Source organism: Streptomyces sp. B15 (assembly GCF_018070605.1).
Classification (GTDB): Bacteria; Actinomycetota; Actinomycetes; order Streptomycetales; family Streptomycetaceae; genus Streptomyces; species Streptomyces smyrnaeus.
In genome coordinates this window covers 1-13,296 of record NZ_JAGPXJ010000060.1, presented here as the reverse complement: position 1 = coordinate 13,296, position 13,296 = coordinate 1, and the positions used below count along the sequence as shown (strand labels likewise).

At 73.1% G+C, this 13,296-nt stretch carries 8 protein-coding genes and 2 pseudogenes; 5 read left to right on the top strand and 5 right to left on the bottom strand.

Annotated elements, in window-relative coordinates:
* Positions 1-3 precede the first annotated feature (3 nt).
* Complete coding sequence (locus KBY19_RS24250; RefSeq protein ID WP_210966720.1) at positions 4-1,278, top strand: thymidine phosphorylase; 1,275 nt, start codon at positions 4-6, stop codon at positions 1,276-1,278.
* 193 nt (positions 1,279-1,471) lie between these two features.
* Here KBY19_RS24250 and KBY19_RS24245 read toward each other — a convergent pair.
* From KBY19_RS24245 to KBY19_RS24235, 3 genes and pseudogenes are all read right to left on the bottom strand, one after another.
* Positions 1,472-2,278, bottom strand: a pseudogene (locus KBY19_RS24245) (type IV secretion protein Rhs); the annotation flags it as partial.
* Positions 2,279-2,312: 34 nt separating this feature from the next.
* Positions 2,313-6,398 carry a non-ribosomal peptide synthetase gene (locus KBY19_RS24240; RefSeq protein ID WP_210966706.1) on the bottom strand — a complete coding sequence of 1,362 codons (4,086 nt, stop codon included), beginning with the start codon at positions 6,396-6,398 and terminating at the stop codon, positions 2,313-2,315.
* A 123-nt stretch (positions 6,399-6,521) separates the two neighbouring features.
* The gene (locus KBY19_RS24235) at positions 6,522-7,895 is read right to left on the bottom strand and encodes an MFS transporter (protein WP_210966705.1); all 1,374 of its coding nucleotides are present in this window, start codon (positions 7,893-7,895) and stop codon (positions 6,522-6,524) included.
* Between the two features lie 178 nt (positions 7,896-8,073).
* Here KBY19_RS24235 and KBY19_RS24230 point away from each other — a divergent pair, with 178 nt between their 5' ends.
* A complete protein-coding gene (locus KBY19_RS24230) occupies positions 8,074-8,997 on the top strand; it encodes a LysR family transcriptional regulator (protein WP_099886742.1) in 924 nt (307 codons plus the stop codon).
* Complete coding sequence (locus KBY19_RS24225; protein WP_210966704.1) at positions 8,994-9,911, top strand: class I SAM-dependent methyltransferase; 918 nt, start codon at positions 8,994-8,996, stop codon at positions 9,909-9,911. The genes KBY19_RS24230 and KBY19_RS24225 overlap by 4 nt, the downstream gene beginning before the upstream one ends.
* A gap of 16 nt (positions 9,912-9,927) precedes the next feature.
* On the opposite strand, the gene KBY19_RS24220 is transcribed toward KBY19_RS24225, so the two are convergent.
* Positions 9,928-10,698 (bottom strand): hypothetical protein, encoded by a 771-nt coding sequence (locus KBY19_RS24220; protein ID WP_185017977.1) that lies wholly within the window; start codon positions 10,696-10,698, stop codon positions 9,928-9,930.
* An 87-nt stretch (positions 10,699-10,785) separates the two neighbouring features.
* Positions 10,786-11,613 carry a S9 family peptidase gene (locus KBY19_RS24215; RefSeq protein ID WP_210966703.1) on the bottom strand — a complete coding sequence of 276 codons (828 nt, stop codon included), beginning with the start codon at positions 11,611-11,613 and terminating at the stop codon, positions 10,786-10,788.
* Positions 11,614-11,699: 86 nt separating this feature from the next.
* Here KBY19_RS24215 and KBY19_RS24210 point away from each other — a divergent pair, with 86 nt between their 5' ends.
* Both KBY19_RS24210 and KBY19_RS24205 read left to right on the top strand, forming a co-directional pair.
* A complete protein-coding gene (locus KBY19_RS24210) occupies positions 11,700-12,830 on the top strand; it encodes an adenosine deaminase (RefSeq protein WP_099883607.1) in 1,131 nt (376 codons plus the stop codon).
* 208 nt (positions 12,831-13,038) lie between these two features.
* Positions 13,039-13,296, top strand: a pseudogene (locus KBY19_RS24205) (hypothetical protein); the annotation flags it as partial.

Genomic DNA, 13,296 nt, shown 5'->3' with positions numbered 1-13,296 from the left:
GCCATGGACGCCATCTCCGTCATCCGCGCCAAGCGCGACCGCCAGGAGCTGAACGGCGAGCAGATCGACTGGATCATCGACGCCTATACGCGCGGAGCGGTCGCCGAGGAGCAGATGTCGGCCCTTGCCATGGCCGTCTACCTCAACGGGATGACCCGCGCGGAGATCTCCCGCTGGACCGCCGCGATGATCGCCTCCGGCGAGCGGATGGACTTCGGCACCCTGGACCGCCCCACCGCCGACAAGCACTCGACGGGCGGAGTCGGAGACAAGATCACCCTGCCGCTCGCCCCGCTGGTGGCCGCCTGCGGCGCCGCCGTACCCCAGCTGTCCGGCCGCGGCCTCGGCCACACCGGCGGCACCCTCGACAAACTGGAGTCCATCCCCGGCTGGCGCGCCTCGCTGACCAACGCCGAGATGATGGAGGTCCTGCGCGACGCCGGCTCCGTCATCTGCGCGGCGGGCGACGGTCTGGCCCCCGCCGACAAGCGCCTCTACGCCCTGCGCGACGTCACCGGCACCGTGGAGTCCCTCCCCCTGATCGCCTCGTCCATCATGTCCAAGAAGATCGCCGAGGGCACCGGCGCCCTGGTCCTGGACGTCAAGGCCGGCTCCGGCGCCTTCATGAAGAACGTGGACGACGCCCGCGAACTGGCCGCCACCATGGTGGAACTGGGCCACGACCACGGCGTCAAGACGGTCGCCCTCCTCACCGACATGAACACCCCGCTCGGCCTGACAGCGGGCAACGCCCTGGAGGTCCGCGAATCCGTGGAGGTCCTGGCGGGCGGCGGCCCGGCCGACGTCGTGGAACTCACCGTCGCCCTGGCCCGCGAAATGCTCGACGCGGCGGGCCTGCCGGACGCCGACCCCACGAAGGCACTCGCCGACGGCTCCGCGATGGACGTGTGGCGCCGCATGATCACCGCCCAGGGCGGCGACCCCGACGCGGAACTGCCGACGGCGCGGGAGCGCCACGTGGTGACTGCCCCGGCAACCGGTGTGCTGACCCGCCTGGACGCCTACGCGGTCGGCCTCGCCGCCTGGCGCCTGGGCGCGGGCCGCGCCCGTAAGGAGGACCCGGTCCAGGCCGGCGCCGGAATCGAACTCCACGCCCGCCCCGGCGACCACATCACCGCGGGCACCCCTCTCCTGACCCTCCACACGGACACCCCGGAGGCCTTCGACTACGCGGAGGCGGCACTGGAGGGCGCCTGGCAGATCGCCCCCGCCGAGTCCTACGCACCGACCCCACTGATCCTGGACCGCATCGGGTAGGACGCTGACGGCGGACGGGCTCGCTGCGGGGCTACCGGCCGTCCAGGCAGTCGGCGCACGCGCCGCGCCGCTGCCACTCGTCCATTGCGCCGATGGCACCGCAGAGCGGCGTGCCGTCGCGCACCTTGTGCACGGTCGTCACGTCGTCTCCGACCGTGCCTGGCACCCAGTCGGACGCGCCTTGCACTCCGGTGGGGGAGGGGAGTGGTGTGCCGGTGGTGCGGGATTGCCAGGCGAGGGCGCCCTCGGGGGTGAGGAGTTCTGTGGGGGCGCCCACCGTGTCGGTGACTATCGCGTGGAATGCGGGGGCTCGTACGAGCGGGTCGCGGGTTGTTTGGGCTATTGGGCGGTGGGTTCCGGGGGAGTAGTCCCAAGTGGTCGTGGTGCCGTTCTCTGCCGTCTGTTCCGCCAGCCGTGTGCCGTCCCAGGTGAAGACGAGGGTGCGGCCGTCGGGGCCTGATTTGGATATGCGGCGGCCCAGTGGGGCGTAGGCGTAGTGCCACTCCTCCCCGCCGGGGTTGGTTGCCGATATGAGGCGGTCCTGGACGTTCCAGGTGTAGGTCCAGGTGCGGGTCTGGCCGTTGAGGAGTTTGCGGGTCTTGCGAATGAGGCGACCGGCGGCGTCGTGCTCGTAGGTGGTGCGGCCTGCCCGGCGGACGAGGGTGCCGTCGTGTTCGCGTTCGCCGGGGGAAGGGTGGGCGGGGGCCTCGGCGCGGGACTGGTTGCCAGCTGCGTCGTACGCGTACTTCTCGGTCCAGCCATGCGCCTGGACGCCGGTGACGCGGCCCATCGTGTCGAGGTCGAAGCGGCGGGTGCCGGAGGTCAGTTCGCGGATCTCGGTGACGTAGCCGTCCGGGCGGTAGGTGTAGGTGCGGTGTTGGAGAAGTTCTCCGTCGGCCGCTTCCACCGTTTGCCGCGTAAGGCGGTCGGTGCTGTCCCAGCCCTGTGACAGCACCACCGACTCCGCCGGCCGGCGCTGTTTCTCACGTCCCGCCGCGTCGTCCTGGTGTCGGTGGTTCTGTGGTTCTGGTGGGTCAGCGGGCCGCTGTCACTCCGTGGGTCAGTAGGGGACTCAGCAGCCGTCCGACCGTCGCCATCGCGTCCGGTTGGCCCATGGTGCCGTGGGTGCAGGGGATGTTGTGGAGGGTGAGGGTGCCGGTGAGGTGGGGGTACCAGGCTTCGGGGCTCCAGGCGTCGGGGTGGGGGGCCTGCTCGGGGGCGGTTTCGGTGGCGCGGAAGTAGTGGGCGTCGCCGTGGTAGACGGCCGGCGTGTAGGTGGGGCGCAGGGCGGCGTAGTGGCTCAGCATGCGGGTGACGGCGGACAGTTGGGCGTCGTCGGCGAGGTCGTGGCCGACGGCCTCGGTGACCAGGCGGTGGACGACGGCCGGATCGGCGTCGGGGTCGAGGCGCGGGGTCCGGTCCAGGGGCGCCGAGTCCAGCAGGGCGAGGGTGCCGACCTCCTCGCCCTCCTCCTGGAGGCGGGCGGCGACGGCGTGGGCCAGGGCGCCGCCCAGTGACCAGCCCAGCAACCGGTAGGGGCCGTGGCGCTGCACGGATCGGACGCGGGAGACGTACTCCGCGAGCAGGTCGGGGAAGGTGGTGGCGAGTTCGTCCGTCGGGCGCAGGCCCTGGGCCTGGAGGGCGTAGACGGGGATCGACGGCGGCAGATGCGGCGGCAGGGTCGCGTAGCACCAGCCCAGCCCGCCCGCCGGATGGACGCAGAACAGCGGCGGCGCCTCGCCTTGCGGGCGCAGTGGGAGCAGCATGGCGTAGGCGTCGTCGGACGGCGGGCGCGGTTCGGCGGCCCTGTCGAGCAGTTTCGCCAGCTGGCCCACGGTGGGCGCCTGGTAGAGGGCGCCGAGGGAGAGTTCGGTGCCCAGTTCGGTCTGGACGCGGGTCAGCAGGCGGGTGGCGGACAGCGAGTGGCCGCCCAGCGCGAAGAAGTCGTCGTCCAGCCCTACCTCGGTCGCGTCCAGGACCTCGGCGAAGAGCGCGCACAGTGTCCGCTCCCGGCCGCTGAGCTCCGTGCGGGGTTGCCGCTGCCGGGAGGTGCGGGTGGCCTGGGCCGGGAGGGCCGCGGTCAGGAGCGCGGCGCGGTCCAGCTTGCCCTGCGGGGTCATGGGCAGGGCCTCGTGGGCGTAGAAGGCGGCGGGCACCATGGCTGAGGGCAGTCGGGAGGCCGCCCATGAGCGCAGCTCGGCCGGGTCCAGCAGGGACTGGGCGGTGGAAGTGCGGCTCCCCCCGGTGGCGCGGCTCCCCCCGGACGCGCGGTGGTCATCCTGCGCGCGGTCGCCCTCGGACACGCGCGGGGCGGGGACGACGTGCGCCACCAGATGCACCGGTCCGCTCGTCGGGTCGTCGCCGGAGCGCTGTGCCGCGACGGCGACCTGCGCCACGTCGGGGTGCCGGGCCAGTACGGTCTCGACCTCCTGCGGCTCGATGCGGACGCCGTGCACCTTCAGCTGGGTGTCGGTGCGGCCCAGGTACTCCAGTACGCCGTCGTCGCTCCACCGCACCCGGTCCCCGGTGCGGTACAGGCGGGCGCCGGCTGCGCCGAACGGGTCCCCGGTGAACTTCTCCTCCGTCAGCTCGGGTGCGCCGAGGTAGCCGCGGGCCACCTGTGCCCCGCCCAGGCAGAGTTCGCCGGGGGCTCCGGGCGGCAGCAGGTGGCCGTGGCGATCGAGGACGTAGGCGCGCAGGTTGTGGCCGGGGCGGCCGATGACCGGGTGGGGGCCTTGCTCGTCCAGGCTGCACCAGACGGCGTCGACCGCGCACTCGGCCGGGCCGTAGCAGTTGTAGGCGCTGGTGCGGGGAAGTTCGCGCAGCCGTTTCCACAGCGCGGGGTCCAGCGCCTCTCCGCCGACGACCAGGGTGCCGGGATGGTGCCCCGCGGGGGCGAAGAGGCCGGCGGCGAGCAGTGCCCGCACATGGGTGGGGGTCAGCGCCAGCAGGTCGATGCGCTGCTCGCGGACCCGGGCCACCAATGCGGCCGGGTCGTGGCGTACCGCGTCCTCGATCAGGTGGACTTCGTGGCCGGCGGCCAGGCACAGCCACGCCTCCCAGGAGGCGTCGAAACAGAACGAGGCGGTCTGTGCTGCGCGCAGCCGGCGCCCGGCGGCCTCGGCGGCGGGGGTGAGGAGGGCGGTGAGGTGGTCGTGGTAGAGGTTGGCGAGCTGGCGGTGTTCGACCTCCACGCCTTTGGGGCGTCCGGTGGTGCCGGAGGTGAAGGCGATGTACGCCACATCGTGCGGCCGCAGCGGGCGCGGCCGGTCGCGGTCGCCCGGGTCGGTCGTCGGCTGCCGGGTCAACTCCCGCACCGTCGCCCCGGAGTCGACGTGGAGCAGCGGTGCCCCCTCCGACGGCACGCCGGCAGCCGGCCCACCGGCCGCGGTCCCGGCCGCCAGTACGCAGACGGGCGCCGCGTCCGCGAGCATCTGGCGGGTGCGCGCGGCCGGGTGGTCGGCGTCCAGCGTCAGGCAGGCGGAGCCGGACTTGAGGACGGCCAGCAGCGCGACGGCGTACTCGGCGGTGCGCGGCAGCGCGAGCGCGACGGTGGTGCCGGGGCCCGCGCCCCGCGCCAGCAGCAGGTGCGCGAGCCGGTTGGCCCGCGCGTTGACCTCGCCGCGCGACAGGGCGACCGCCTCGGCGCCCGCGCCGCACACCAGCGCCCTCGCCGCGGGGGCCTCCCGTGTCCGCTCCTCGAAGGCGGCGTGCACCGGCAGGTGGGGGAAGGCGCGTTCGGGGCCCCGCCCCCAGGCCAGTACCCGCTCCCGCTCCTCGGCCGTCGGCAACTCGATGTCGGCCAGCGGTGTCGTCTCCGTGGAGGCGGTCAGGGTGCGCAGCAGGGCGAGGTAACGGCGGTGGTGTGCGGCGATCCGCTCGGCCGGGTACACCTCGGGGTCGGCCTGGAAGTCGATGCGCAGCGAGCCGTCGCTGGGGCGGTCGTAGACGTTGACGGCCATACCGGTGACGGGTCCGTTGGACAGGTTGTGCAGCGTGGCCGGGTGGCGGCCGAAGCTGATCTGCGGGTCGTGGAGCATGACGTTGATGCCCCAGTCCTCCATCCGCCCCGCCGACGGGCGCCGGGCGTGCGGGCCGCGCACGAGGTTGACGTAGGAGTAGCGCTGGTGCCGCAGCAGCAACTTGGCCTGGGCGGCGGTCCTGCGCAGCAGTTCTCCGACGGTGCCGCTGGAGGGCTGCGGGACGCGCAGCGGCAGCACGTTGGCGACCATGCACGGTACGTCGCGGGTCGCCGGGCCGCGCGCGGCGACGGTCACGTCCACGACCGCGTCGTCCCGCTCGTCGTCGGCGAGCCGGTGCACATACAGCGCCAGTGCGGCCATGGCGACCGTCGCGATGCCGGTGCGGGCGCTGCGGGCCAGTGCCCGCAGCGCGTCGGCGGTCTCGGCGTCCAGGTGGCCGGTCTCCCGTACGAAGGCCGGCGCCGGCTTGGGCAGTCGGCCCTGGGTGGCGGGCGCGGACCCGGCGCACCTGGCCAGTTCCTCTGCCCAGTAGGCGCGGTCGCGCTCCTTGCGCTCCGAGTGCGCGTAGGCGGCCTCGTCCTCCAGCGCCTGCCGCAGCGGCGCGAGCCGGGAGGACGGCACGGGCCCGCCGCTCTCCAGCGCGGTGTAGATCTCGGCGATCCGGGGGACGAACAAGCTGGTGGCGTAGCCGTCCATGAGGATGTGGTGGCTGCACATGTAGAAGAGGAAGCACTCGTCCGCCGTGCGCAGCACGGCGAACGAGAACAGCCCCGCACGGTGCATGTCCATCGGGGTCTTGAGATCCGCCCACATCCACGCCCGCGCCGCCGCGTCCGGGTCGGCCTCGTGCCGCAGGTCGACCAGTGGCAGCGGCCAGCCCGCGCAGGGGTCGATGATCTGCCGTACGCCTTCGTCCCCGTACGGGCCCGCGGGCACGAACCGTACGCGGAGCGCCTCCGTCTCGGTGACAGCCTGCCTGAGCGCGCGCTCCAGCAGCTCCACGTCGACGGCGCCGTGAATCTCGATCACCTCGGCGGGCCGGAGGCAGGGGCTGTCCGGAGCGAGTTGCTGTGTGAACCACATCCCCGACTGCGCCGCCGTCAACGGCAGACCCTCACCGATGTCGAACCTGGCCATCCGTACCAACTCCCGATCGCAGCCTCACGTCTGGGAGCACAACGAGAAGGGCAGGGGGGAGGGCACCTTCCGAGTGCAAAGGCGCCCTCCGGAAGGGAGAGCGCCTTCAGAGTGGGGCACGTATCAGGCGCGCGCCAGCACCACCGCGCGGCGGGTCGCGTACAGGGTGATGCCGGCGGCGAGCACCATGGCGCCCAGCGCCAGGGCCACGGTGGCTCCCCACCCGCCTGCGGCGAACGCGACGGCGCCCAGCGCTCCGCCCAGCGAGCTGCCCACGTAGTAGCTCATCTGGTACAGGGCCGACGCCTGCGCGGCCCCATGGGCGGCGGTGTGGCTCACCGAGCCGGAGGCCACCGCGTGTCCGGCGAAGAACCCGGCGGTGATCAGGACCAGACCCGCGACGACCGCGGCGATGCTGTCGGCGAGGCTGATCAGCAGCCCCACCGAGGCCGTGCCGATGCCCAGATAGAGCGTGCCGCGCCGGCCGAGCCGGGCGTTGAGCCGGCCGGCCGTCGCCGAGGCGGCGGTGCCGACCAGGTAGATGACGAAGATCGAGCCCACCAGGCCCTGCGACAGTCCGAACGGCTCGGCCACCAGCCGGTAGCCGATGACGGTGTAGACGGCGCCGAACACCGTCATGAACAGCAGCCCGATCGCATACAGCCGCAGCAGCAGCGGGTTGCCCAGGTGCGCCCGTACGGTCGCCGCGACCCGCCGCGGGTGCAGGGGGCTGGGGGTGAAGTGCCGGGCCGGCGGTACGAGGAGCCGGAAGGCGACCGCGCACAGCAGCGAGGTGACGGCGACGGCGCCGAGCCCGGCCCGCCAGCCCCACGCCTCGGTGACCCACCCGGTGAGGATGCGCCCGCTCATCCCGCCGACGCTGTTGCCCGCGACGAACAGCCCGACGGCCCCCACCAGGTGCTTGGCCCGCACCTCGTCCGACAGGAACGCCATCGCCGAGGCGGGCACCCCCGCCACCGCGGCCCCCTGCAGGGTCCGCAGCGCGATCAGCACCGGCAGGCTGGGCGCGAACGGGATGACGAGGGCGAGGGCGACCGCGACCGCCATGGAGACGGTCAGCATCCGGCGCCGTCCGAAGCGCTCGGAGAGCGCCGCCAGCGGCAGTACGGCGACCGCCAGCCCGATGGTCGCACCGGAGACGGTCCAGCTGGCCTGGTCGGGGGCGGCATGCAGGGCCCGGGAGATCTCGGGCAGGAGGGCCTGGGTGGAGTAGAGCAGCGCGAACGTCGACAGGCCCGCGGCGAAGAGCGCGAGCCGCATCCGCCCGTGCCCGGGATCACCGGGGCTCAGCTTCGTCGCGTCGGCGTGCTGCGCCGCGTCGGCGTGTTGCGCGGTGCCGGTGTGCCGCGCGGTCCCGGCGCGTTGCGCGGCCTCAGGGTGCTGCGCCGCGTCGGGGTGCTCGGGGGTCGGGGAAGGGGGAATGACAGCTGAGGCGTCCACCGGTTCGGTGGACGCCCCGGTATCAAGAGCAGGCATACCTCGAACGTACGACCCGCCATTTCATCCGTCCAATGCATGAAAGTGCGAGAATCGATCCGCCCACGCATCACCGCAGCTAGCCGACGTCCCAGGGAGCCAGGTGTCACCGTCACGCAACAAGAAAGACACCTCCGTCACACCGTCACCCGGCGCTGCCCCACCCTCGGCACTCTCCCTGACCCCGCGCCTGGCGCAGTTCGCCGCGGTGGCCCGCCACGAGCACGTCACCCGCGCCGCGCAGGAGCTGGGCATCCCGCAGTCCTCCCTCAGCCGGGCACTCGCCCGGCTGGAGGAAGACCTCGGTGTCGCCCTCTTCGCACGGCACGGCCGCACCCTCTCCCTCACCCCCGCGGGCCGCACCTTTCTCGCCTCGGCCGAGCGGGCACTGGCCGCGGTCGAACAGGCGGCCGAGGCCGTACGGTCCGACGCCGATCCCGCCACGGGCAAGGTCGCCTTCGGCTTTCTGCACACCCTCGGCTGGGAGACGGTCCCCGAACTGCTCCGCGCCTTCCGGGCCGACCATCCACGCGTCCGCTTCGCCCTGGTACAGAACTACGGTGAGGCCATGCTCGACCGACTCCGCGCCGGCGAGCTGGACCTGTGCCTGACGTCCCCCATCCCGGAGGCACCGGACCTGGTCGCCCGGCGCCTGGACGAACAGCGGCTGCGGCTGGTCGTACCGGACGACCACCGGCTCGCGGCCCGCAAACGGGTGCGGCTCGCCGAGGCGGCGGAGGAGTCGTTCGTCACCTTGGAGCCCGGCTACGGCATGCGGCGCATCCTCGACACCCTGTGCGCGGAGGCCGGGTTCACCCCCCGGATCGCCTTCGAGGGCGAGGAGGCCGAGACCATCCGCGGCCTGGTCGCCGCCGGGCTCGGCGTCGCGCTGCTGCCGCCCCCCGTCTTCCCGCGGCCCGGGGTGCGCGAGCTGAGCGTCACCGCGCCGCGCGCCGTCCGCGAGATCGGGCTCGCCTGGTCCGCCGGGCGCCCCGACACCCCGCCGGTCGCCGCCTTCAAGAAGTTCCTGCTCAGCCGGAGAGGCCAGCTCCTGCGCGGCCAGTCCGCCCCCGCCCACCCCGCTTCCCAGGAGGCCCCATGACCCCGCATGCGCACAGCCACCAGCCCTCCCCTGCCCACACCCACTCCCACAGCCACGCGCACCACGCCACTGCCGAACCCGACTGGGAGGCGCTCGCCGCGCATCTCGAACGCGAGGCCGAACTGAAGTCGGGGTTCCTGGAGGAGGCCGCGGCCTGGCTGCACGACCTGCTCGGCAACCGCGCGGTGACCCGCGTCCTCGATCTGGGCAGCGGGCCCGGCGTCACCACCATCGCGCTCGCCCACGCCTTCCCCGGCGCCGAGACCGTCGCCGTCGACAGCACCTACGGGCTGCTGGAGCGCGCCCGCGCCCGCGCCGAACGTGAGGGCCTGGCCTCCCGCATCACCACCCGCGAGGCCGAACTCCCCGCCGGCCTGCCGGACCTGGGCACCGCCGAGCTCATCTGGACCAGCAACGTCGTCCACCACCTCGGCGATCAGCGCGCAGCGCTGGAGACCTTCGCCTCGGCGCTGCGCCCCGGCGGCGTGCTGGCGGTACGCGAAGGCGGCCTGCCCACCCGCTTCCTGCCCCGCGACATCGGTGTCGGACGCCCGGGACTCCAGGCGCGGCTGGACGTCGCCGAGGAGGACTGGTTCAGCGCCATGCGCGCCGAACTGCCCGGTCACACCCGCACGGTGGAGGACTGGCCCGCGCTGCTCGTCGCCGCCGGACTCGCGCCCACCGGCAGCCGCACCTTCCTCACCGACCTGTCCGCGCCGCTGGACCCTGTCGCGCGCGCCCATGTACGCGCCCGCGTCGAACGCTTCCGCGAGAACCTTGCCGACGATCTGGCTGCCGAGGACCTGGCCACCCTCGACACCCTCCTCGACGACGCCTCCCCCGACGGCATCCTCCGCCGCCCCGACGTCTTCCTCCTGACGGCGACGACGGTGCACACGGCGGTACGCACCTGAGCCGCCCGCCCGGGAGTCAGGCCCGCAGGGTCATCTCCCAGTAGGCGGTGTCCCGGTGGACGGTGGAGTGCTCGCCCCCCGGCAGGACCGCGACGGTCAACGGGGCCTGGTGGCCGTCGCCCGGGCGGACGGTCACCCGTACGGGGACGGTGACGCTCTCGTCCTCACCCAGCGGCTCGCTCAGCTTGCGGCCCACGGCCCGGCTGTTGTGCCAGTCGCTGGTGCTGCCGTCCAGGGACGTGTCGTCGAGGGAGTCGCCCGCGCGTACGACGAGGGGCGCGTCGCCGTACTCGGAGACGTTCGCCACCGCGTCCCGCGCCCCGATCCGCAGCTCGCCGTCCGCGTCGTTCTCGTAGGTGACGGTGAAGCGGTACGTGCCCCGGGCGGCGCCCGCCACGCGCTCCGCCTCGCCGACGGTCACGCTCAGTCCGTCCTCGTACCGCGCGGTGGCGCCCGCGGCGAGGGGAGCGGCGACGGAGGCGGTGGTGCCGTCGGCGTCGCCCTCGATCTGCCCGTAGCCGTCGAGTCCCTTCTCCAGCTCCGCCAGCAGCAGCGCCCCGAGGATGAACAAGCCGATGCCGGTGAGGAGCGCGACGAGGCAGCCGATCTCCCAGCCCGACATCCGCTCGCCGGTGCCGCTGCCGGGCTCGCCCTCGGCAGTCCCGGCGTCCTCGGTGTCACCCCGCGCCGCGCTCTCGGCCGTCGGCTGCGGCGCCGCATGCTGCTGCGCCGCCGTTTGCGCTGCCGTCTCCTGCGCCACCTGTCCGTGCTCGTCCGTGTCCGCCATGTCCGGCACGCTAGGCGGCGCTTGAGGTGCGGGGCATGAGCACAGGTACTCACCGCACCGGGCAGATCCGCCCCGAGCGGTCCGGCGCTACCGCAGGTTCTTGCCGAAGCCGCTGGCCAGCGGCATCCGCAGCCCCAGCGGCGGGGGAGCGGCGAGGGCGTCGGTCAGCGGGCGGCACAGATCGCCACCGCAGAGGGTGCCCAGGACGAAGTCCTGAGTCAGCGCGGCCACTTCGGCGGCGTACCCGCGCAGGCCGTGCCCGTCCGTGTGCACCTCGAAGCGGCACACATCGGCGTTGAGCTTCTTCGCGCGCTCGGCGAGACGGAAGGAGAGTTCGGGATCGCACCGGGTGTCGTTCGTGCCGTGCACGAGCAGCACATGGCGGCCGCGCAACTGCTGTACGGGCTCCTCACCGCCCGCGGCCGGTCGCGCGCCCACCGCGTCGCCCACGCACTCGTCCGCCGCCGACAGCAGCGGCCCCAGGGCCACCACCGAGGCGACGGCCTGGTGACCGGCGGCGCGCAGTGCGGCGACGCCGCCGATGTCGGCGCCGACCAGGCAGACGGGCACGTCCCCGTAGCGTCGCACCACTTCCTCGACCGCCCACTCGGCGTCGGCCGCGCAGTCCGCCGTACGGCTCGCGCCGCCGCCCGCCGCGCCGCCGTCCCGGCCCCGGGCACCGTGGCGGTAGTGCACGATGTGGGTGACCAGGGGGTCGTCGTCCGAACTGGCGCGCCCCAGCCGACGGGCCAGCGGTACCGCTGAGGCCGCCGCCACCAGTTCGGTGCCCCGGCGGACGCCGCCGGCGGTCCCGCCGCCCGGCAGTACGAGGACGACGGCGTGCGGGGCCCTCCCCACGGCTCCCCGGGGCCGTCCCAGTCGTGTTTCCCTCTCGGGCAACGCTCGCTGAGCCATGGCGCAACAATGGCACGCCCGCACGCGTTCGTAAGGCAGTTGGGAAAGCACATGCGTTCTACGCGCGTAGGAGCTAGAGTGCCGTGATGGTAAGCGAATCTTCGAGCACCGTCCCCACCAGCGAGCAGATCCGCCGCGCACCCAAGGTTCTGCTCCACGATCACCTCGATGGCGGGCTGCGCCCCGCGACCATCGTCGAGCTGGCCCGCGAGACCGGCTACGACGCGCTGCCGGAGACCGACGCGGAGCGGCTGAAGGTCTGGTTCCGCGAGTCCGCCGACTCCGGCTCCCTCGAACGCTATCTGGAGACGTTCACCCACACGGTCGGCGTGATGCAGACGCGTGACGCGCTCTTCAGGGTCGCCGCCGAGTGCGCCGAGGACCTGGCCGCCGACGGCGTCGTCTACGCCGAGATCCGCTATGCGCCCGAGCAGCACCTGCTCGGCGGGCTCACCCTGGAGCAGGTGGTCGAGGCCGTCGACGAGGGGTTCCGCGAGGGCGAGCGCCGCGCCCGCGCCGCCGGCCACCGCATCCGGGTCGGCGCGCTGCTGACCGCCATGCGGCACGCGGCCCGCGCCCTGGAGATCGCCGAGCTGGCCAACCGCTACCGCGATCTGGGCGTGGTCGGCTTCGACATCGCGGGCGCCGAGGCGGGCCACCCGCCCACCCGGCACCTGGACGCCTTCGAATACCTCAAGCGCGAGAACAACCACTTCACCATTCACGCGGGCGAGGCGTTCGGACTCCCGTCCATCTGGCAGGCCCTGCAGTGGTGCGGCGCCGACCGGCTCGGGCACGGGGTGCGCATCATCGACGACATCCAGGTCGGCGAGGACGGCGCCGTCAAGCTCGGCCGCCTCGCGGCCTACGTCCGGGACAAGCGCATCCCGCTGGAGCTGTGCCCCACCTCCAACCTGCAGACCGGCGCCGCCCCGTCCTACGCGGAGCACCCCATCGGGCTGCTGCGCAGGCTGCACTTCCGCACGACGGTGAACACGGACAACCGGCTGATGAGCGGCACGAGCATGAGCCACGAATTCGAACAGCTCGTGCGGACGTTCAACTACACGCTGGACGACATGCAGTGGTTCACGGTCAATGCGATGAAGTCCGCGTTCATTCCTTTCGATGAACGTCTCGCCATGATCAACGACGTGGTGAAGCCCGGATATGCCGCGCTCAAATCCGAATGGCTTTTCCAGGAAGCTCCCCGCTGACCCCCTGTGACCAGCGGTTCAGCCGTCACCGTAGCCCGGATGCGGGGCGGCTGAACCCTCTCGGGAAACAGCCGCCATTCGCTGGGAAACGGCGACTTACGGCACTGCCGACGTGTTTGCGACTCCTCGGAACACCTGGCTACGTTCGCCAGGCTGCTCAAGCCCCGTCGGGCTGCTCCAGCCCCCCATTCCGAGGACGTAAACACTGATGAAGCAGGTAGCCAAGAAGACTCTGGGTGTCGCCGTGATGGGCGCGGCGGTCGTGGTGGCGGGCGCCGGCACCGCCTCCGCGGCCCCTTCCCTCGGGCTCGGTGGTGCCCCCACCGAATTGCTCGGCGCCGACGCGGTGAGCACCGGCAGCCGGGCGCTCGGCCCGGTCGCCAAGTCCGCCAGCAAGACAGTCGGCAAGACCGTCGGGGAGCTTCCCCTCAAGGAGGCCGCCCAGGGCCTGCCCGGGAACCTCTCC